The 19,813-nt window shown below is 69.7% G+C and carries 16 protein-coding genes; 8 read left to right on the plus strand and 8 right to left on the minus strand.

Annotated features, from left to right (window positions below; all coding sequences use genetic code 11):
• The first annotated feature begins 33 nt into the window (after positions 1-33).
• The 3 genes from CBM2586_RS24205 (at position 34) to CBM2586_RS24215 (ending at position 3,611) form a co-directional block, all read left to right on the plus strand.
• Positions 34-1,359: an MFS transporter gene (locus tag CBM2586_RS24205; protein ID WP_115664207.1), complete on the plus strand. Its 1,326-nt coding sequence runs from the start codon at positions 34-36 to the stop codon at positions 1,357-1,359.
• 1 nt (position 1,360) lies between these two features.
• Positions 1,361-2,599 (plus strand): metal-dependent hydrolase family protein, encoded by a 1,239-nt coding sequence (locus tag CBM2586_RS24210; RefSeq protein ID WP_115690306.1) that lies wholly within the window; start codon positions 1,361-1,363, stop codon positions 2,597-2,599.
• Between the two features lie 115 nt (positions 2,600-2,714).
• Positions 2,715-3,611: a LysR substrate-binding domain-containing protein gene (locus CBM2586_RS24215; RefSeq protein WP_115691456.1), complete on the plus strand. Its 897-nt coding sequence runs from the start codon at positions 2,715-2,717 to the stop codon at positions 3,609-3,611.
• 4 nt (positions 3,612-3,615) lie between these two features.
• Here the strand turns inward: CBM2586_RS24215 and CBM2586_RS24220 are convergent, their stop codons facing one another.
• Entirely contained in the window at positions 3,616-4,587 is a 972-nt protein-coding gene (locus tag CBM2586_RS24220; RefSeq protein ID WP_115690308.1) for a Bug family tripartite tricarboxylate transporter substrate binding protein, read from the minus strand.
• 326 nt (positions 4,588-4,913) lie between these two features.
• On the opposite strand from CBM2586_RS24220, the gene CBM2586_RS24225 reads away from it, so the two are divergent.
• Positions 4,914-5,150 carry a DUF2795 domain-containing protein gene (locus CBM2586_RS24225; protein ID WP_115664204.1) on the plus strand — a complete coding sequence of 79 codons (237 nt, stop codon included), beginning with the start codon at positions 4,914-4,916 and terminating at the stop codon, positions 5,148-5,150.
• Positions 5,151-5,188: 38 nt separating this feature from the next.
• Here CBM2586_RS24225 and CBM2586_RS24230 read toward each other — a convergent pair whose 3' ends face one another.
• The 3 genes from CBM2586_RS24230 to dkgB form a co-directional block, all read right to left on the minus strand.
• Complete coding sequence (locus CBM2586_RS24230) at positions 5,189-5,578, minus strand: hypothetical protein (protein ID WP_145987446.1); 390 nt, start codon at positions 5,576-5,578, stop codon at positions 5,189-5,191.
• A 321-nt stretch (positions 5,579-5,899) separates the two neighbouring features.
• Entirely contained in the window at positions 5,900-7,015 is a 1,116-nt protein-coding gene (locus CBM2586_RS24235) for an alkene reductase (protein WP_115690310.1), read from the minus strand.
• Positions 7,016-7,105: 90 nt separating this feature from the next.
• Positions 7,106-7,912 carry a 2,5-didehydrogluconate reductase DkgB gene (dkgB, locus tag CBM2586_RS24240; RefSeq protein WP_115690312.1) on the minus strand — a complete coding sequence of 269 codons (807 nt, stop codon included), beginning with the start codon at positions 7,910-7,912 and terminating at the stop codon, positions 7,106-7,108.
• Between the two features lie 171 nt (positions 7,913-8,083).
• Between dkgB and CBM2586_RS24245 the strand changes: the two genes are divergently transcribed.
• The 3 genes from CBM2586_RS24245 to CBM2586_RS24255 all read left to right on the plus strand — a co-directional run bounded on the left by CBM2586_RS24245 (position 8,084) and on the right by CBM2586_RS24255 (position 13,280).
• Positions 8,084-9,007, plus strand: a complete 924-nt coding sequence (locus CBM2586_RS24245; RefSeq protein WP_115664200.1) for a LysR family transcriptional regulator — start codon at positions 8,084-8,086, stop codon at positions 9,005-9,007.
• A 164-nt stretch (positions 9,008-9,171) separates the two neighbouring features.
• Positions 9,172-12,642 (plus strand): adenylate/guanylate cyclase domain-containing protein, encoded by a 3,471-nt coding sequence (locus tag CBM2586_RS24250; protein WP_115690314.1) that lies wholly within the window; start codon positions 9,172-9,174, stop codon positions 12,640-12,642.
• Positions 12,639-13,280 (plus strand): HD domain-containing protein, encoded by a 642-nt coding sequence (locus CBM2586_RS24255; protein WP_115664198.1) that lies wholly within the window; start codon positions 12,639-12,641, stop codon positions 13,278-13,280. The genes CBM2586_RS24250 and CBM2586_RS24255 overlap by 4 nt, the downstream gene beginning before the upstream one ends.
• Here CBM2586_RS24255 and CBM2586_RS24260 read toward each other — a convergent pair.
• From CBM2586_RS24260 to CBM2586_RS24270, 3 genes are all read right to left on the minus strand, one after another.
• Positions 13,261-14,292, minus strand: a complete 1,032-nt coding sequence (locus CBM2586_RS24260; protein WP_115690316.1) for a patatin-like phospholipase family protein — start codon at positions 14,290-14,292, stop codon at positions 13,261-13,263. The two genes, CBM2586_RS24255 and CBM2586_RS24260, sit on opposite strands and share 20 nt — an antisense overlap.
• Before the next feature lie 169 nt (positions 14,293-14,461).
• The gene (locus CBM2586_RS24265) at positions 14,462-16,606 is read right to left on the minus strand and encodes a xanthine dehydrogenase family protein molybdopterin-binding subunit (RefSeq protein ID WP_115690318.1); all 2,145 of its coding nucleotides are present in this window, start codon (positions 16,604-16,606) and stop codon (positions 14,462-14,464) included.
• Positions 16,603-17,088, minus strand: a complete 486-nt coding sequence (locus tag CBM2586_RS24270) for a (2Fe-2S)-binding protein (protein ID WP_115666420.1) — start codon at positions 17,086-17,088, stop codon at positions 16,603-16,605. Before CBM2586_RS24270 ends, CBM2586_RS24265 begins: the two co-directional genes overlap by 4 nt.
• Before the next feature lie 143 nt (positions 17,089-17,231).
• On the opposite strand from CBM2586_RS24270, the gene CBM2586_RS24275 reads away from it, so the two are divergent.
• Positions 17,232-18,116 (plus strand): LysR substrate-binding domain-containing protein, encoded by an 885-nt coding sequence (locus tag CBM2586_RS24275; protein WP_240988022.1) that lies wholly within the window; start codon positions 17,232-17,234, stop codon positions 18,114-18,116.
• 205 nt (positions 18,117-18,321) lie between these two features.
• On the opposite strand, the gene CBM2586_RS24280 is transcribed toward CBM2586_RS24275, so the two are convergent.
• Positions 18,322-19,812, minus strand: a complete 1,491-nt coding sequence (locus CBM2586_RS24280) for a M81 family metallopeptidase (RefSeq protein WP_115690322.1) — start codon at positions 19,810-19,812, stop codon at positions 18,322-18,324.
• Position 19,813: the final 1 nt, after the last annotated feature.

A 19,813-nucleotide genomic window follows, 5' to 3' on the forward strand; every position in this document is an offset into this window, starting at 1 on the left:
GCCCCAGGCAGCTGCCACAGAGGAGGAAGCCAAATGCCAAACAGTGCCGCGCCAACGAGCGCGCCCTACACGCCGCCGACCCAGGCGGCGCCCGCCATCCAGCCCAGCCAGCGCCGCCGCGCCATCATCGCCACGGTGATCGGCAACGGCCTGGAGTGGTTTGATTTCACCGTGTACAGCTTCTTCGCGGTCATCATCGCCCGGCTGTTCTTCCCCACCGGCAACGACCTCAGCTCGCTGCTGCTGGCCGTGGCCACCTTCGGCGTGGGCTTTTTCATGCGCCCGGTGGGCGGCATCGTGCTGGGTGTCTACGCCGACCGCGTCGGGCGCAAGGCGGCGCTGTCGCTGACCATCCTGCTGATGGCGCTCGGCACCACGCTGATCGGGATCGCCCCCACCTATGACCAGATCGGCATCCTGGCCCCGCTGCTGATCGTGGTGGCGCGGCTGATGCAAGGCTTTTCCGCCGGCGGCGAAATGGGTGGCGCCACCGCCTTCCTGACCGAATACGCGCCGGCGCGCCAGCGCGCCTACTATTCCAGCTGGATCCAGGCCAGCATCGGCGTGGCCGTGCTGCTGGGCGCCGCGGTCGGCACCTTTGTCACCAGCTCGCTGAGCGAGGCGGCACTCAACAGCTGGGGCTGGCGCCTGCCGTTCCTGCTTGGCATCGTGATCGGCCCGGTGGGCTATTACATCCGCCACCATCTTGACGAGACCCCGGCCTTCCGCGACACCGCCGAGCGCGCCGATTCGCCGCTGAAGGAAATCTTCCAGGCCTATCCGCGCGAAACCACCGCCAGCTTCTCGATGGTAATCCTGTGGACGGTGTGCACCTATGTGCTGCTGTTCTACATGCCGACCTATGCGGTCAAGGTGCTGAAGGTGCCGCAGGCCGACGGCTTCGTCGCCGGCATGGCGGGCGGCGGCGCCATCATGGTATTCGCGCCGCTGGTGGGGCTGCTGGCGGACCGCATCGGCCGGCGCGTGCTGCTGAGCGGCTCGGCGCTGCTGATCCTGGTGCTGGCGTGGCCCATGTTCGCGTACATCAACCATGTGCCGGGGCTGGCGTCGCTGCTGGTGTTCCAGCTGGTGTTCGGGGTCCTGATCGCCACCTATACCGGCCCGATCCTCGCCGCCTTCTCCGAGCTGTTCCCGGCGCGCGTGCTGTCGACCGGCCTGTCGGTGGCCTACAACTTCGCGGTGACGATCTTCGGCGGCTTTGCCTCGTTCATCATCACCTGGCTGATCGCCACCACCGGCAGCAGCATGGCGCCGGCCATCTACGTGATGATCGCCGCCGCCATCAGCCTGGTCGGCACCCGCTTCGTGCGCGAACCTTCTTATCTGCAACAACGCTGACATGTCCCACAACACCCAGATCCTGTTCCACGGCGGCGACGTGCTCGAACCCGGCACGGGCGAGCTGCTGCGCGGCCACGACGTGCTGGTCGAAGGCGAGCGCATCGCCGCGGTCGGGCCCGCCATCGATGCACCCAACGCCCGGCGTATCGACGCACGCGGCAAGACCGTGATGCCTGGCCTGATCGACTGCCATGTGCACGTGCTGGCGTCGCTGGCCAACCTCGGCCTGAACGCGGTCCAGCCCAATGTGCTGGTCGCGATCCGCGCCCTGCCGATCATGCAGCGCATGCTGGAACGCGGCTTTACCACCGTGCGCGATGCCGGCGGCGCCGACTGGGGCCTGTCGCAGGCGGTCGCCACCGGGCTGGTGCCGGGCCCGCGCATCTTTGCCTCGGGCAAGGCGCTGTCGCAGACCGGCGGCCATGGCGACTTCCGTCCGCGCTCCGATGTGCTCGAGCCGTGCTCGTGCGCCTTCCGCGCCGGCGCCATCGCGCGCGTGGCCGATGGCGTGGACGCGGTGCGGCTGGCGGTGCGCGAGGAAATCCAGAAGGGCGCGACCCAGATCAAGATCATGGCGTCGGGCGGCGTGGCCTCGCCAACCGACCCGATCGGCAACACGCAGTACAGCGAGGACGAGATCCGCGCGATCGTGGCCGAGGCCGAGGCCGCGCAGACCTACGTAATGGCCCACGCCTACACCGGCCGCGCGATCACGCGCGCGGTACGCTGCGGCGTGCGTACCATCGAGCACGGCAACCTGGTCGACCGCGCCGCCGCGGATGAAATGCGCAAGCATGGTGCCTTTGTCGTGCCCACGCTGGTCACCTACGATGCCCTCGCCCGCGACGGCGCCCGCCTGGGCCTGCCGCCCGAATCGGTGGCCAAGATCGAGACCGTGCGCCAGGCCGGCCGCGACTCGCTGCGCCTCTATGCCGATGCCGGCGTGCCGATGGGCTATGGTTCGGACCTGCTCGGCGAAATGCACGATTACCAGGCCGACGAGTTCCGCATCCGCGCCGAACTGCTGGGCAACCTGGAAGCGATCCGCTCGGCCACCTCGATCGCCGCGGCCATCCTGCAGCGCGAAGGCGAACTCGGCACCACGCGTGCGGGCGCGCTGGCCGACCTGCTGCTGGTCGACGGCAACCCGCTCGCCGACATCAGCCTGATCGCCGGACAAGGCCAACGCCTGAGCGTGGTGATGCAGGCAGGCCGCATCCACCACCGCGCCGGCTGAGCCGGCTGCCGCCACCCGGATGCCCCGGGTGGCAAGCCCCTCCCGCCCCTTCCGCCCCACCCGCGGGCACATGCCGGCGGTCTATCATGGCGGCATCTCCGGCCCGGACGCCCCCATGCGCATTTCCCCGCTCCCACCCCTGCCCAACCTGGTCGCCTTCGAAGCCGCGATGCGGCACGGCAGCTTTACCCGCGCCGCGGCCGAACTGCACCTGACGCAGAGTGCCATCAGCCGGCAGGTGGCGCAGCTGGAACGCTTCCTGGGGCGCAAGCTGTTTATCCGCGAACCGCGCGCGCTGCGCCTGACGGTAAGCGGGCAACGCTATGCCGAGGTGGTGCAGCGCCTGCTGGTCGGCTGCGCCGAGGCCACCGAAGACGTGATGAAGGTACGCAGCCACACCGCGCTGACAGTGGCCTGCTCGAGCGGCGTCGCGGTGCTGTGGCTGACGCCGCGGCTGGCGTCGTTCCGCGCCGCCCACCCCGAGATCCACCTGCGCCTGACCGTCAGCGACAGCCTGTCGGCGCTGTCGCCGGCGGAGTTCGACATCGGCCTGTACTACCTGCGCGAAGGTCCGCCGCCCGGACTGGCCGCGCGCCGGCTGTACGGCGAGGAAGTGTTCCCGGTCTGCACGCCCGGCTATCTCGGCGGGCGCACGCTGGCCCCGTCTGACCTCGCCGGCGAGACCCTGCTGATGCTCGACGACGGCCAGCGCCAATGGATGTCGTGGCAGACCTGGCTGGCGCACCAGGGGCTGCCCGACGCCACGCCGCGCCACGTGCTGACCTCGAACCAGTATCCGATCCTGCTGCAGCTGGCCATGGAAGGCCAGGGCATCGCGCTGGGCTGGCGCCACATGATCGACGCCTGCCTGCGCGACGGGCTGCTGGTGCGCGCCTGCGACGCCAGCGCCAGCCTCGGCGGCGGATACTACGCGGTATGGCCGCGCGACCGCATGGAACCGGCCGCGGCGCGCGCGTTCCGCAACTGGCTGGTGCGCCAGGCGGCGGCGTGAAGGCTCAGGAACCCGCCTTGTAATTCGTATCCTTGACGATCTTCGCCCACCTGGCCGCGTCCTCGGCAATGGTGGCGGCGAACTGCTCGGGGGTGCCGCCCACCACTTCGTAGTCGATCGCGGCCAGCCGTTGCCGGATGTCGGGCTGCGCCAGGATGCGGTTCATCTCCTGGTTCAGCCGCGTGACGATCTCCTTTGGCGTTCCGGCCGGCGCCAGCAGGCCGGCCCAGGAATTGAACGCCATGCCGTCGAAACCCGCTTCGTGCATGGTCGGCACGTCCGGCAGCGCGGGCGAGCGTTTGGAGGCGAACACCGCCAGCGGGCGCAGCTTGCCGGCCTTGATCATCGCCATGCCGTTGAACGGGTCGATGGTCATGTCGACCTCGCCCGCCACCACCGCCTGCATCTGCGGGCCGGTGCCGCGGTACGACACGCTGACCACGTCGGGCGTGCCCGCGGCACTCTTGAAGGTGGCGCCGATCAGTTCGATCATGCTGCTGCCGGCCGACAGGCTCAGCGGCCGGGACTTGGCCTTGGCCAGCGCGACGAACTCCTGCACGGTCGTGGCCGGCACCGAGGGGTGCACCACCATCACGAAACCGATATTGCTTATCTGCGAGATCGGCGCGAAGCTTTTCAGCGGCTCATAGCCGGCCTTGTACAACACCGGGCTGAGCGTCTGCGCGCCGGCGGAATTGAGCAGCAGCGTATAGCCGTCAGGCGCGGCCCGTGCCGCCACGTCGGTGCCGATGATGCCGTTGGCGCCGGGACGGTTCTCCACCACCACCGACTGCTTCAGCGCCTCGCCCAGCTTCTGCGCAATCAGCCGCGCCACCACGTCAGTAGCGCCGCCGGGGGCGAACGGCACCACCATGCGGATCGGCTTGCTGGGATAGGTGTCGCTCCAGGCCAGCGCGGGCATCGCGCTCAGCACGGCAGCGCACAGCATCAGGCGGCGGCGGAGGTTGGGTTGCATCGGGGGTGTCTCCTGGATGGCGGTGGTCGGAAGCGGTGACGGCATGGGGCCGCACCTGCCGTTATTCATATTTATGAATTTAATTTTACGCACATAAAATTTACCGTCAATTCAGGGTATGTGCGGACAGGGCTTATGGTGGCGTGATGTGCGCAAGACCCCGCCCACCCGTTGCGGCGGGGTCGGCCATGGCATGTGCCTTGCATTTCCATCAGGCTTCGACGTCGGGAATCAGACCGCGGAGCCCGGCGCCGGGGTCTGGAACGCGCAGGTGATTCCGGAATTGGGAGCCTCGCGCACCCCGCGTCATCTACCGGAGATCAGCCATGGCCAATGACAAGCACCCGCAAGCAAAGCCGCGCACGGATCGATGGGATCCGGCCGCTCTCGAGCAGGCACTGCGCGGGCTGGACTATCCCGCGACGCGCGGCGCGCTGGTCTCTACCGCGCGCGACAACAATGCGGATGACGCGATCGTCGACGCGCTGCTGGGCATACCTGAACAAAACTACCGGGATACCGCCGAGGTCGCGCAAGCCGTTGCCCGGCACCGCGCCACGTAGACGCAACCGCCGCGCATGCCAGCACCCGCGCCCGCGTTTCAGCGTCGATCGCCGTACAGCGGATCCAGGTCGTGCTTGAACAGTTTTCGCAGCGGAACGGGATACTGGAACGCCAGCACCGGCTCCAGGGTTTCGTCCTTGTCCCGGAACACCTCGAACAGGCGGCGCCCGCCATCGCTGTCCCAGCCGAACACATAGACGTAGGCGCTGCCCCGCCACGCGATCGTTTCGGCCCCGAACGGCGGCCCCACGTCGACGAGCCGGCAAGCGCGCGCGCACAGCGCCAGCGCGAGCTTCTCCCGTCCGCTCAGCGGGCGGCCCGGCTCAGTGTCGAGTGGCGGCGCGCCAAGGCCGGAGCCAGGCGGCAGGTGATGAACATCCGGGTATGCCGGCGCAAGGCTGTGGTCTGGCGACTGATGGACAGGCACGGTCTCACTCCTCTTCTGATAGTTCTGTGCGCGCACCGCAGCGCATGGGCAAAGCTCGCCGCCGTGGACTGGCGCTACCTCCTCCTCGCGCGCCCCACGGCCCCCCTAACAAACGCGAATGATTCGCGCCTTCATATCGTTTTGCCGCCCGTCAAATGAAAGCGCCCGCCGGGCAAGCCTGGCGGGCGGGACGTCCGGGGCCGATGTACCCGGACGTTGTCGATATTGCCCAACTATGCTGGACGCAGCATATCCCTCTGAAGCAGTACGGCCACCACGGCCGCCCCCATCACTGTCCCATCCGGTCCATTCGTGAATCGCTCAGGCCGCGGCTTGCGCCAGGGTCGGATAGTCGGTCAGGCCTTGCGCACCGCCGCCGAACAGCGTATCGCGCTGGTGCAGCGCCAGCGGCGCGCCGACGCGCAGGCGCTCGGGCAGGTCGGGATTGGCGACGAACGGACGGCCGAACGCGACCAGGTCGGCCCAGCCCGCGGCTACGGCCTCGCGCGCACGCGCCGCGGTGTACTTGCCGGCATAGATCAGCACCCCCGCGAATGCCTCGCGCAGCCGTTGCTTGAATGCCACCGGCATCAGCGGCGCGTCGTCCCAGTCCGCTTCCGCGATATGGAGATAGCCGACGCCGAGCCGGCCCAGCAGTTCCGCCGCGCCAAGGTAGGTGGTTTCGGGATTGTCGTCGACGCAGCCGTTGAGCGTGGTCAGCGGCGCCAGGCGGATGCCGACGCGCGAGGCATCGCCGCTGCCTTCGATCAGGGCTTGCGTGACCTCGCCGAGGAAGCGCAGCCGGTTTTCCAGCGAGCCGCCGTATTGGTCCGTGCGCGTGTTGGCGCCCGAGTCGATGAACTGGTTCACCAGGTAGCCGTTGGCGCCGTGCAGCTCGACGCCGTCGAAGCCCGCGGCGATCGCGTTGCGGGCCGCGGCACGGTACTGGTCGACGATCTCGCCGATTTCGTCCACCGTCAGCGCGCGCGGGATCGAGGCCTGGACGAAGCCCGGAGTGCTGCCGTCATCCCCCGCGATGAAGACATTGACGCCCTGCGCCTGGAGCGGCGACGAAGACACCGGCTGCCGGCCGCCCAGCAGGCTGGTGTGGCTGAGCCGGCCGACGTGCCAGAGCTGGGCGAAGATGCGGCCCCCGGCGGCGTGGACCGCGCCGGTCACCTTGCGCCATCCGGCGACCTGCGCCGGGGTGTGGATGCCCGGGGTCCAGGCGTAGCCCTTGCCGAGCGGGGCGATATAGGTGCCCTCGCTGACGATCAGGCCGGCGCCGGCGCGCTGCGCGTAGTAGGCGGCCATCAGGTCGTTGGCTTCGTCGCCGGGCTGGCTGGCGCGCGAGCGCGTCATCGGCGGCATGACGATGCGGTTCGGCAGCGTCAGGCCACCCAGTTGCAGCGGTTGAAACAGCGGATCCTTGCTCATGGTGCTGATCCTGTCAGGTCGGCGGCCGGCGGGGCCGCGCACGGGTCATCGGGAATGTCGGGGGGCGCGAATGTCGGCGCGTCGGGCGGCTCAGTCCCATTGCGGCGCCAGGCCGTCCGGGCTGACCTCGCGGCCATTGCGCTCCAGCGCGGCGATCCGCGCCATGTCGTCGTCGCTCAGGCGCAGCGTTTGCGCGAGCAGGTTGCCGGCCAGGTTCTCGCGCCGGGTCGACGACGGAATGACGGAGTACCCCAGTTGCAGCGCCCACGCCAGCACGACCTGGGCCGGCGTAGCCTGGTGCCGCTGCGCGATCGCGCCGATCACCGGATCCCCGAGCACCTTGCCGTAAGCCAGCGTCATGTACGACGTCACGTGGATGCCCTCCCGCTGCAGGAACGCCACCAGCTCGCGGTTCTGCAGATACGGGCTCAGCTCGATCTGGTTGGTCGCGATCGCCTCCTGCCCGATCGCGGCAATGGCCTGGCGGGTCAGCGCGATATTGAAGTTGGAGATGCCGAGCTGCCGCGTCAGGCCCTTTTCCTGCGCCTGCGCCAGCGCGGTCATGAAGGTCTCCAGCGGCACGCCATGGCCGGGTGCCGGCCAGTGGATCAGGGTCAGGTCGACGTAATCGGTGCGCAGCCTGGCCAGGCTCTGTTCGAGGCTCGGCACGAGCTTGTCCGGGGCGTAGTTGTCGACCCAGATCTTGGTGGTCAGGAACAGGTCTTCGCGGCGCACGCCCGCAGCGGCGACGGCCTCGCCGATCTCGGCTTCGTTGCCGTAGATCTGCGCGGTGTCGATGGCGCGGTAGCCCAGTTCCAGGCCGTTGCGGACCGAGTCGATGACAACCTGGCCTTGCAGGCGGAAGGTGCCGAGGCCGAAGGCGGGAATCTTGCTCATGGGTTTTGCTCCTGGGAGAAGACAGGGAAGGCTGGTTCGATGCGGCATTCTGCACGCGGATACTGATGAGATAAACGCCTTTACTGGACAAAAATATTTGATTTGAAATCAAGGATTGCCAGGCCCGGCCGCATCGTCTATAACCCAGGCTGTGTTGATTCCGGCGCAACCATGAAAATCACGCTCGACGAACTGCTGGCCTTCGCCACCGTGGTCGACAGCGGCTCGATCACCGCCGCCGCGCAACAGCTCGACCTCACCGTCTCGGCGACCAGCCGCACCCTCGCCCGGCTCGAGGAGAAGCTCAAGACCACGCTGCTGCGCCGGACCACCCGCCGCCTCGAGCTGACCGAGGAAGGCCAGGCCTTCCTGCACGACGCGCGCGCCATCATCGACTCGGTCGAGAGCGCCGAGGAACAGATGCTGGCGCGGCGCGAGAAGCCGTCCGGGCGCCTGCGCGTCGACGCCGCGTCGCCGTTCATGCTGCATGTGATCGTGCCGCTGGTGCGCGGCTACCGCGAGCGCTATCCGCAGGTCGAGCTGGAACTGAACAGCAACGAGGGCATCATCGACCTGCTCGAGCGCCGCACCGACGTGGCCATCCGCATCGGCCGCCTGAAGGATTCGACGCTGCACAGCCGGCTGGTCGGCAACAGCCGGGTGCGCATGCTGGCCAGCCCGGCCTACCTCGACGCGCACGGCCAGCCGCGCAAGGCACAGGATCTCGGCAGGCACGCGCTGCTGGGCTTCAACCAGCCCGAATCGCTGAACGTGTGGCCGATCCTGGGTGCGGACGGCGAGCCCTGCCGGGTCGAGCCGTCGCTGTGGTCGTCGAGCGGCGAAACGCTCAGGCAGCTTGCGCTGGAGGGCGCGGGGATCGTGTGCCTGTCGGACTTCATGACCGCGCACGACCGCGAGGCCGGCCGGCTGGTGCAGGTGCTGGCCCGGCAGACCCAGGACGTGCGCCAGCCGATCCATGCGGTCTATTACCGCAATACCGCGATCTCCGCGCGCATCGCGTCGTTCGTCGACTATCTGGTCGAGGCAATCGGCGGCAAGGGTGGCTCGCGCCAGCCGGCGTGGGCGCAGCCGTGACCATGGTTCCGGGCACCACGAACCTGGGCTCCGGCCCGCCCGGAGCCGGCTCGGCGCTGACCGGCACCGCCTCCGCCACATGCCGGCCGCCTTGCCACCTCGGTTTATCCCGCCTCTAATAGATCCAGGTACCGTCAAGCTGGCAACGACGGCCGGGAGGCGAAATGCGCTGCAGCCAATGCGGCTTCGGCAATATTGCGGGCGCCAACTTCTGTGAGGCGTGCGGGGCGCGGCTGGCCCGCGTGTGCCCGCAATGCGGCGCCGAGGCCACCGCGGCGGCGCGGTTCTGCCGGGTCTGCGGCGTCGGCCTGCCCGACCCGCCCGCCACCGCTGCGCCCGCGCCCGCCGCGGCGCGCCCGGACAGTCCGGCGCCGGTCCACTACACCCCGCCGCACCTTGCCGGGCGCATCCTGGCCGAGCAGGCGGCGATGGAGGCCCGCGGCGAGACTGCCGGCGAGCGCAAGACCATCACCGCGCTGTTTGCCGACATGGCCGGCTCGACCGCGCTGACCCAGGACCTGGACCCGGAGGATGCGCGCCGGCTGATCGATCCCGTGGTGACGCTGATGATGGAAGCGGTGCACCACTACGAGGGCTACGTCGCCAAGTTCCTCGGCGACGGCATCCTGGCGCTGTTCGGCGCGCCCATCGCCCACGAGGACCACGCCCTGCGCGCGCTCTACGCCGCGCTGCGCATGCAGGATGCGATGCACCGGCACAGCGACCGTGTGCGCCTGGAGCAAGGCATTCCGCTGCAGGTCCGCATCGGCATCCATACCGGCGAGGTGGTGGTGCGTTCGATCCGCAAGGACGACCTGCACACCGACTACGATCCGGTCGGGCACACCATCCATATCGCCTCGCGCATGGAAGGCATCGCCACGCCGGCGTCGATCCTGGTGAGCGAGTCGACCCACAAGCTGACCGAAGGCTATTTCGAGTTCACGGCACTGGGCACCACCAGTGTCAAGGGCGTGCGCGAACCGCTGGCGGTGTACGAGGTAATCGGGCCGGGAGCATTGCGCACGCGGCTGCAGGTGGCGGCGCACCGCGGCCTGGCGCGCTTTGTCGGGCGCCAGGACGAGCTCGCGCACCTGAACGCGGCGCTGGAGCAGGCCAAGGCCGGCCACGGGCGCATCGTCGCGGTGGTGGGCGAGGCCGGCGTCGGCAAGTCGCGGCTGTTCCATGAATTCAAGGTCAGGTCGCAGCAAGGCTGCCTGGCGCTCGAGACGTTCTCGGTCTCGCACGGCAAGGCCTTTGCCTACCTGCCGCTGATCGAGATGCTGAAGAACTATTTCCAGATCACGGCGCACGATGGCGACCGCAGCTGTCGCGAAAAGCTGACCGGAAGGCTGCTGACGCTGGACCGCTCGCTGGAAGAACACCTGCCCTACCTGCTCTACCTGCTCGGCGTGGTCGAGCCCGACTCGCCGCTGCCGACCATGGACCCGGCGCTGCGGCGCCAGCGCACCTTCGACGCGATTGCTCGGCTGCTGGTCCGCGAAAGCCAGAACCAGCCGCTGGAAGTCATTTTCGAGGACCTGCAGTGGCTGGACGGCGAGACCGAGGCCTTTCTCAACATGCTGGTCGACCACGTGCCGGGCGCGCGCATCGTGCTGCTGGTGAATTACCGGCCCGAGTACAGCCATCGCTGGGACGCCGGTGCGCATTACTCGCAGCTGCGGCTGCAACCGCTGGGACAGGCCGAGGCGCAGGAACTGCTGACCGCCCTGCTCGGCGACGACCCCAGCCTGGTGCCGCTGAAGCGGCTGATCCTCGACAAGACCGAAGGCAATCCCTTCTTCATGGAAGAAGTGGTCCAGACCCTGGCCGAGGAAGGCGCGCTGCTGGGCCAGCCGGGCAGCTACCGCATCGAGAAGGCGCCGGCGCTGCTGCACATCCCGACCACCGTGCAGGGCGTGCTGGCCGCGCGTATCGACCGGCTGCCGCTGGCGCAGAAGGAGCTGCTGCAGACTCTCGCCGTGATCGGCAAGGAGTTTCCGCTGGGGCTGGTGCTGCGCGTCACCGGCCTGCCGCAAGCGCGGCTGTATCCGCTGCTGCGGGACCTGCAGAGCGCCGACTTTATCTACGAACGCCCCGCCTTCCCCGAGGTGGAGTACGCCTTCAAGCACGCGCTGACCCAGGAAGTGGCCGGCAGTTCGCTGCTGACCGAGCGCCGCAGCGCGCTGCACGAAAGCTCCGCGCAGGCGATCGAGGCGATGTTCCACGGCCGGCTCAAGGACTACTGCAGCGAGCTGGCCCACCACTACAGCCACAGCGGCAATGTGCCGAAGGCGGTCGAGTACCTGCACTGCGCCGGCCAGCAGGCGCTGCAGCGCTCGGCGCAGGAGGAAGCGATCCGGCACCTGAGCGAGGCCATTGCCCTGCTCAAGCGCCAGCCCGACAGCAGCGAGCGCGCGCGCCAGGAGCTGACGCTGCTGCTGACGCTGGGGCCCGCGCTGATCGCGGCGCGCGGCCAGGCCTCGGCCGAGGTGGAGGCCAATTACCGGCGCGCGATGTCGCTGTGCGAGCAGGGCCGGCAGACGCCCTATGTGTTCTCGGCACAGCTTGGCATGTGGGCGTTCTACCAGCTGCGCGCGCAATACCAGGTGTCGCTGCCGCTGGCGCGGCGCCTGCTGGCGCTGGCCACCGAGTCGCAGAAGCCCAAGCAGCTGGCCGAAGGCCATCGCGCGCTGGGCGCCACGCTGTTCCGCCTGGGACTGCTGGAAGAGGCGCACGCGCATATGGAGGCCGTGCTGGCCGTGCCGCACCCCGAGCCCTCCGCCTACGACTTCCTGACCGGCTACGGCCGCGACCCGATGGTCCACGCCACCAGCACGCTGGCCTGGATCCTGTGGTACCAGGGCTTTGCCGACCAGGCCCTGGCGCGCAGCCGCGAGGCGCTGGCGCTGGCCCGCGCGCGCCCGGATGCCTACAACCTCGCGCTGTGCCTGGTGTTCGCGGCGGAACAGTACCGCTGGCGCCACGACCCCGCGCAGGCCAGGGAGTATGCGGAAGCCGCCATTGCCATTTCGTGCGAACAGGGATTCCCGATCTACCTGGCCTGGGGCACCGTGCTGCAGGGCTGGGCGCTGTCCGCGCAGGGCAGCCACGAAGAAGGCATGGCGCGGATGCGGCGCGGCCTGGCCGCCTATGAGGCCACCGGCGGCGAACTCGGCATGCCGAACCTGCTGGCCATGCTGGCCGAGGCCTGCGGCCAGGCGGGCCAGCCCGCCGCCGGGCTGGACGTGCTGACGCGCGCCCAGGCCATGATCGAAGACACCGGCGAACGGCTCGATGAAGCCGCCGTCTATCGGCTGCGCGGCGACCTGCTGCTGCAGCTGGCCGCGCCCGCTGCCAGCGCCGCCGCCAGCCATGAAGCCGAGGCCTGCTTCCAGCGCGCGCTCGCGGTCGCGCACGACCAGGGCGCCAGGCCGCTGGAACTGCAGGCCGCGCTCAGCCTGGCCCGGCTATGGCAGCGCCAGGGCAAGGGCGACGCCGCGCGCGAAGCGCTGGCGCGCGTCCACGGCAGCTTCAGCGAGGGCACCGACGGCGCCGACTGGCAGGCGGCGCGCGCCCTGCTGGCCGAGCTTGCCAACGACGCGACCCTCAAGCCGGGGCCGGCGCGCGCATGACCACCGCCCCGGCCAATCCGCTGCAAGAGCGCTTTGTCGCGCTCTGGACCCTGGCGGGCGGCACCCGCGCGACGGACGCGTATGCCGACCTGGCGCGCTGCTACGGCGAGCCGACCCGGCATTACCACACCCTGGACCATGTGCGCCGCTGCCTGCGGGACCTCGACTGGGCGCGCAGCGCGATACCGGATCCCGCCGACGTGGAGCTGGCGCTGTGGTGCCATGACGTCATCTATGTGCCGGGTGCCGCCGACAACGAAGCGCGTAGTGCGGCGTGGCTGCAGCACTGGTCGGCCGGCACGGTCGGCACTGCCGCGCGCGTCGCCACCCTGATCCTGGAGACCACGCACGCCGACGTGCCCGCCAGCCTGGCCGGGCGCTTCACCGCCGACATCGACCTGGCCGCACTGGGATACAGCCGTGCACGCTTCCAGGACAACGGCGCGCGCCTGCGCGCCGAGCGCACCGACCTTGACGATGCCGCCTACGACGCCGCCGAGCGCGCCTTCCTGCAGCGCCTGCTGGCCAGCCCCCGCATCTATGCCACCGACCTGTTCCGGTCGCGCTACGAGGCACAGGCGCGGGCCAATCTCGCCTGGCGGCTGGCCCAGCCGGCGCCTACAGGAATTCGCCGGTGATATCGATGCTGGAGCGCTGGCCCACGCAGTCATAGTTGCGCTCGAGCCAGAGCGTGGCGGCCTGCCGGCCCTGGTCGCGCAGCGCGCACAGGAAAGTCCAGTCGGCGTTGTACTTGGTCGAGACCCCCAGCGCTGCCATGGTCTCGTCCGAACGGATCGAATGGATCCACATCTCCTTCATCTCGTTGCGGTCGATCTTGCCCTGCTGGATCAGCGTGGTGACGAAGCCGATCGCGCGCATCTCGCGCATCAGTGAGGAGTTGAAGCTGACCTCGTTGACCCGGTTGAGGATCTCCGCCGCCGTGGTCGGCACGCCGCGGCGCACGATCGGGTTGATGTGGACGATCACCACATCATGCGTCTCGCAGTGGTAGATCAGCGGAAAGATCGCCGGGTTGCCGACATAGCCGCCGTCCCAGTAATGCTGCCCGTCGATGCTGACCGCCTGGAACAGCGTGGGCACGCAGGCCGAGGCCAGCACCGCGTCGACGCTCAGCTCTTCCTGCGCGAAGATGCGGATGCGGCTGGTCTCGATATTGGTCGCGCACAGGTACAGCCGGATCGGGCAATACGCGCGCAGCGCCGCGAAATCCACCTGGCCGAGCAGCACGTCGCGCAGCGGGTTGGCATTGCCCGGGTTGAACTGGTACGGCGACAGCAGCCGTAGCGTGATGTCGGCCATGGCATACAAGGGAGAATGGTTCAGCCCCAGCGTATGGCTGCCCTTGAACCACGGCAGCCAGCGCAGCGGATTGAAGCGCTGCGCCGAGTTCGCGATGGCCTGCCAGAAGTCATGCAGCGCCTGGCGCGCGCCTTCGCTGCCGCCCTGCATCAGGCCATAGGCCAGCACCGTCCCGTTCATGGCGCCGGCGCTGGTGGCGCTGACGCCCTCGATCAGCAGCCGGCCATCTTCCAGCAGGCGGTCCAGCACGCCCCAGGTAAATGCGCCGTGCATGCCGCCGCCTTGCAAGGCCAGCGCCACGGGCTTGGCTTGGACAGGCTCGGGCGGCATAGGTGTCTTCCCTTCGGCGGCGGCAAGGCGCCATGCTCCAGTGTAGGAAGAACCGGGCCGGCAGCGTAAGGCGGCGTGCGTGGCATGACCCACACTGCCGCGGCGGCTGCGTCATGGCGGCTTCCGCGTTCGTGGCAGCGGCATCACTTGCGCACGCGTCCGGTGCCCGCTACGCCAGTTCGAACCCATGCCGCGCCAGCGGCAGAGAGCGCAGGCGCTGGCCGGTCGCGGCGAACAGCGCATTAGCCAGCGCCGGCGCCAGCGTCGGCACCGCCGATTCCCCCACGCCGCCGATGCGCTCGCCGCTGGGCGCCAGCACCGCCTCGAAGCGGGGCGTCTGCGCCAGCCGCAACAGCGCATAGTCGTGGAAATTGGATTGCTGCACGCGCCCGTCGGCGATGGTGATGGCACCCGTCATGGCCGCGCTCAGGGCCCAGATGCTGGCGCCCTCCAGCTGGCGCTCGACCGTCGCGGGGTTGATCACGGTGCCGCAGTCGATGGCATTGACGATGCGGTGCAGCGTGATGCGCTGGCCCTGCACCGACAGCTCCACCACCGTCGCGCACAGCGAGCCCCACGCCTGCGACAGCGCCAGGCCGTGGCAGCGCCCCGCCGGCGCGCTGCCCCAGCCCACGTGCTGCGCCAGGCGCTGCAGCAAGCGCGCCGGACGCGGACGGTCGGCCAGCAGCTGCAGCCGGAACTGCAGCGGATCGGTGTTGACGTGCTGGGCCAGCTCGTCGATGAAGCTCTCGGCGAAGAAGGTGTTCTGCGTATAGCCCACGCCGCGCCAGAAGCCCACCGGCACGGCGGTATTGACCATGGCATGGCGCACCGCCACGTGGGGCAGCGCGTAAGGCAGGTCCACCACCCCTTCCACCGATTTGGGGTCGACCCCGCCCTTGACCCGGTCCGGGAAATTGCGGACATAGATCGACGAGCACGCCAGGCGCGCATCCAGCGCGCGGATGCCGGCCGCGTCCGGGGCCAGCACCGCGCTGAAGCGCGCCGCCGCCGCGGGACGGTAGAAATCGTGCTGGATATCTTCCTCGCGCGACCAGATCAGCTTGACCGGCTGCCCCGCCGCCTTCGATGCCAGCGCGGCCTGGACAAAGACATCGAACTCCTCGCGCCGGCCGAAGCCGCCGCCGACGAAGGTGCCGTGCACGGCGATGCGATCGGCAGGCAGCCCCAGCACGCCCGAGAGCCGCTGCGCGATCTCGCCGCAGACCTGGGTCGGGCCCCAGATCTCGGCGCGGTCGGCGCGCACGTCGGCGCTGGCGTTCATCGGCTCCATGGTGGCGTGGGCCAGGTACGGCACCTCGTATTCGGCGGTGTAGGCCTGCGCGCCCTGCATGTGCGCGTCCGGCTCGCCGTGACGCAGCGCCACCGCCGCGGCGCGGCGCGCGGCGTCGCGGTAGCCGGCCATCAGCGCCGCGTCGCCAGCCAGGCTGTCTCGCGGCAGCTGCCACTCGGGCTGCAGCGCGGCCAGGCCCTTGCGCGCGGTCCAGTAGCTGTCGGCCAGCACCACCACGGCATCGTCCAGGGGCACCACGCGCCGCACGCCGCGCAGCGCCAGCGCCGGCCGCGCATCGACCCGGCGCAGCGTGCCGCCGAAGGCCGGGCACGCCATCACCGAGCCCACCAGCATGCGCGGCACCTTGACGTCGACGCCGAACACCGCGGCGCCGCGCGTCTTCAGCGGAATGTCGAGCCGGTCCGTCGGGCGGCCCAGCAGCTTCCAGTCGCGCGGATCCTTCAGCGCCACGCTGGCCGGACGTGGCAGCCTGGCCGCGCGCGCGGCGAGCGCCCCATACCCAAGCGTGCGGCCGCTGGGCTCGTGCCGCACCACGCCCTGCACCGCGCGGCACTGCCCCACCGGCACGCTCCAGCCTTGCGCGGCGGCCTCGCGCAGCATCTCGCGCGCGGTGGCGCCGATGCGGCGCAGCGGCTCGAACGACCAGCGTGCCGAGGTGCTGCTGGCGGTCGCCTGGACCTTGAACATGCGGTTGTTGTAGACCGGATCGGTCGGCGCCAGCTCGGCGTGCACCTGGCGCCAGTCGCACTCGAGCTCTTCGGCGACCAGCATGGGGGCGGAGGTCGTCACGCCTTGCCCCAGCTCGGCCGACGGGACCATGATGGTCACGCTGCCATCGGCATCGATGCGCAGCCAGGCGTTGACGTCGTCCGGGTCGCGCGCGGGGGCGCCGGCCTCGGCGGCCTTCGCCAGCGGCAGGTGGAAGCCCAGCACCAGCGCCGCGGGCATCGCGCCGGCGGCTTGCAGGAAACGGCGGCGGCTTGTGCGGAGACGGCTCACGATGACGCCCTCCCCTTGGGGTCGCCCGCGTTCTGCGCGGTGGCCGCGCGCAGGATGGCGCGTTCGACGCGCGGGTAGGTGCCGCAGCGGCACAGGTTGGTGATGCCGGCGCGGATATCCTCCGGCCGTGGCGACGGGTTGTCCTTCAGCCAGGCGCAGGCGGCCATGATCATGCCCGACTGGCAATAGCCGCACTGCGGCACTTGCTCGGCAATCCACGCGCGCTGGACCGGGTGCGAATTGTCGGCCGACAATCCTTCGATGGTAGTGATGTCGGCACGCGCCACGCTGCCGACAGGCGTGATGCAGGCGCGCGCCGCCTTGCCGTCGACATGCACCGTGCAGGCGCCGCACAGGCCGGCACCGCAGCCGAACTTGGTGCCGGTATAGCCCAGGTAATCGCGCAGCACCCACAGCAGGGGCATATCGCGTTCGGCCTCGACGGCGTGGCGCTTGCCGTTGATCTTTAATTTCAGCTTCATGGGGGTCTCCTCGTTGCGCACCGGCTTCGCAGCGGCCGGTTCGGTGCGGCCCAGTATCCGCCGGGCGGCATGGCGGGACAATCGACTTGTTTTGCCATCACCTGTGAGGCAAGATCACAGCCATGATCCGCAGGCTCCCCTCGATGCAAGTGCTCCAGGCCTTTGCCGCCACCGCGCGAACGGGCAGCATGACGCGCGCCGCCGATGCGCTGTGCGTGACGCATGGCGCCATCAGCCGGCATATCCGTGCGCTGGAGTCTCAGCTGGGCTGCACCTTGTTCCTGCGCGAGGGCCGGCAACTGGAGCTGACCGCCACCGGCCGCGAACTGGCCGACGACCTCGACCGCGCCCTGCGCGCGGTCGAGCTGTCACTGGCCGGCGCGTCCGCGCGGCGCGCGCGCGAACGGCAGTCGCTGCATGTCAATGTCAGCCCCGAGCTGGCCGGCGCCTGGCTGGTGCCCAAGCTGCCGCAACTGCGCGAGGCACTGCCTGGACTGGACCTGTCCATCGCCGCCAGCACCGAGGATCCGGACTTTGCCCGCTCCGATCTCGACGTCAGCCTGCGCTACGGCCCCGCGCCCTTCACCGGCTACCAGTGCCTGAAGCTGCTGGACGACGACATCATCGTGGTATGCAGCCCCGGCTTCGCCCGGCGGCATGCCGGCATGAGCGCGGCCGATGCCGCGCACCTGCCACGGCTGCGGCACGCACGCTTCCGCTGGTCGCAGTGGGGCGCCGCCGCGGGCGTGGTATTGGAAGAGCCCGAGGACGGCATCGTGTTCGACTGCCGGGCACTGCTGATCGAAGCCGCGGCCAATGGGATGGGGCTGGCGCTTACGCGCGCGTTGCTGGCGCGCGAGGCCATCGCCGCGGGGCGGCTGGTGCAGCCGCTGGTCGACAGTTTTCCGGCCAGCCATAACTGCTACATCGTATGGCGTGGGGATAATCCAAAGCAGGGGTTGATTCGAGGGTTCGCGGAGTGGTTGCGGGAGGTGGCGGTGGGGGGTGAGGGCCGGCGGTGGCAATAGCGACAGGTTTCACTTCGTTGATACTCCGGCCCTCACCCCAACCCTCTCCCGCAAGCGGGAGAGGGAGTACCCAAGCGCGAATTGAAAAGCTTGAAGCGATGATGCGGCTGCCGGTTTTCTCCCCTCTCCCGCTTGCGGGAGAGGGGCGGGGGTGAGGGCCGGCGCATCAACGAAGTCCACCGCATCCCCTCGTGGACACCCGACCTCACCCCTCCCACCCAGCAACATCATCCAACGGATAAACCGGCCTGCTCACCTTGCGAAACGGAAACCGCTCATAGCGCGAACTGGTAACGCCCTCCCCGTCGCACTCCACCACCGCCCTGGCGATCGGCACGAACACCGGGCGGCAGTACATGCGCGACTTCAGCAGCAGGAACCTGGCCCGATGCGGATCGATGCCGATATGGGTGAAGATGCCCAGGTCCCAGTGCTCTTGCGGGGTCTCGGTCACGATCACCTGCGCCGCGCCGATATCGAGCAATGCGGTGCGCCCCATGCGGATGCGTTGTCCGGTGTAGGTCGGCCCGGTGATGGTGTACTCGCCGTCGCTGATCGCCGCCACCGTGCCGGTCAGCGGCCGGGCCTGCGGATAGACCTCCAGCTGGGGCAACGCCACCTTGTCGCCGACCGGCAGCGTGATGCGGGACCCGACGCCGGCGTCGACCAGCGCTGCCACCGCCGCCGGGTCGCACACGGGCCCGACCGCGATGCCGGTCAGGCCTTGCGCCAGCGCTTCGTGCAGCACCGCCATATTGTCGCAGGTGCCGCCGGACATGCAGTTGTCGCCATGGTCGAGCAGCAGCACCGGTCCTGCGTTCGCGCCGTCGGCGCTGTCGGCAAGCTGCGCGGCGCGCGCGATCGAGCTGGCGAGCGGCTCCGCCTGATAGGCGAAGGCATCGCGCTCGGCCCACGCTTGTGCCGCGATCCGGCTGGCGACCTCGTCCGCCTTCGCGCGGTCGCCGTCGCCGACCACGATCACGCTCAGGCATGGCGCGGCGATGTCGGCCAGGCCGAAGCCGGCCAGCACCGACACCGCCAGCATGCCGTCGCGCTCGGCCTCGCGCGCCAGCGCCACGGCGCGCTGCATGGCACCTTCGTCGGTGCGGCTGGGCAGGGTGTGGGTGATCAGCGGCGGGCGCCGCCACGCCATCACCGGGCGCACGCGTCCCTCGACCATGTCAAGCAGCAGCCGGCCGGCGTGCGCGCCGGTTTCATACATGTCCACGTGCGGGTAGGTCTTGAAGCTGACCGCGATGTCGGCATGGTCGACCAGCGCCTGCGTGATGTTGCCGTGCAGGTCCAGTGCGACCGCGACGGGGGCTTGCGGCAGCACGGCGCGCAGGCGGCGCAGCAGGTCGCCTTCGCCGTCGTCGCTGTTCTCTGCCACCATCGCGCCATGCAGGTCGAGCATGACCGCATCGCAGCCGTCGGCGGCCGCGATGATGGTGTCGCACAGGTGGGTGTAGGCGTCGGCCGCGACGCGCCCGCTCGGGTTGGCGCCGGCGATCACCGGCACCACGATCTCGGCGCCGGCGGCCTCGGCCAGGTCGATGAAGGCGGCGGCCGCGGTGCGGGTGCCCCTGGCGGCGCGACAGGCGGCGTCGCCATAGGCCGGCGCGAACGCGGCCAGCGGTGTCGGCACCGGTGAAAAGGTATTGGTCTCGTGGTTGAGTCGGGCAATCAGGATCTTCATC

Source organism: Cupriavidus taiwanensis, from assembly GCF_900250115.1.
Classification (GTDB): Bacteria; Pseudomonadota; Gammaproteobacteria; order Burkholderiales; family Burkholderiaceae; genus Cupriavidus; species Cupriavidus taiwanensis_B.

Bases quoted from the DNA above. Each gene is read 5' to 3' on its own strand.
- CBM2586_RS24205 (WP_115664207.1), top strand. From the start codon at position 34: ATGCCAAACAGTGCCGCGCCAACGAGCGCGCCCTACACGCCGCCGACC.
- CBM2586_RS24210 (WP_115690306.1), top strand. From the start codon at position 1,361: ATGTCCCACAACACCCAGATCCTGTTCCACGGCGGCGACGTGCTCGAA.
- CBM2586_RS24215 (WP_115691456.1), top strand. From the start codon at position 2,715: ATGCGCATTTCCCCGCTCCCACCCCTGCCCAACCTGGTCGCCTTCGAA.
- CBM2586_RS24220 (WP_115690308.1), bottom strand. From the start codon at position 4,587: ATGCAACCCAACCTCCGCCGCCGCCTGATGCTGTGCGCTGCCGTGCTG.
- CBM2586_RS24225 (WP_115664204.1), top strand. From the start codon at position 4,914: ATGGCCAATGACAAGCACCCGCAAGCAAAGCCGCGCACGGATCGATGG.
- CBM2586_RS24235 (WP_115690310.1), bottom strand. From the start codon at position 7,015: ATGAGCAAGGATCCGCTGTTTCAACCGCTGCAACTGGGTGGCCTGACG.
- dkgB (WP_115690312.1), bottom strand. From the start codon at position 7,912: ATGAGCAAGATTCCCGCCTTCGGCCTCGGCACCTTCCGCCTGCAAGGC.
- CBM2586_RS24245 (WP_115664200.1), top strand. From the start codon at position 8,084: ATGAAAATCACGCTCGACGAACTGCTGGCCTTCGCCACCGTGGTCGAC.
- CBM2586_RS24250 (WP_115690314.1), top strand. From the start codon at position 9,172: ATGCGCTGCAGCCAATGCGGCTTCGGCAATATTGCGGGCGCCAACTTC.
- CBM2586_RS24255 (WP_115664198.1), top strand. From the start codon at position 12,639: ATGACCACCGCCCCGGCCAATCCGCTGCAAGAGCGCTTTGTCGCGCTC.
- CBM2586_RS24260 (WP_115690316.1), bottom strand. From the start codon at position 14,292: ATGCCGCCCGAGCCTGTCCAAGCCAAGCCCGTGGCGCTGGCCTTGCAA.
- CBM2586_RS24270 (WP_115666420.1), bottom strand. From the start codon at position 17,088: ATGAAGCTGAAATTAAAGATCAACGGCAAGCGCCACGCCGTCGAGGCC.
- CBM2586_RS24275 (WP_240988022.1), top strand. From the start codon at position 17,232: ATGCAAGTGCTCCAGGCCTTTGCCGCCACCGCGCGAACGGGCAGCATG.
- CBM2586_RS24280 (WP_115690322.1), bottom strand. From the start codon at position 19,812: ATGAAGATCCTGATTGCCCGACTCAACCACGAGACCAATACCTTTTCA.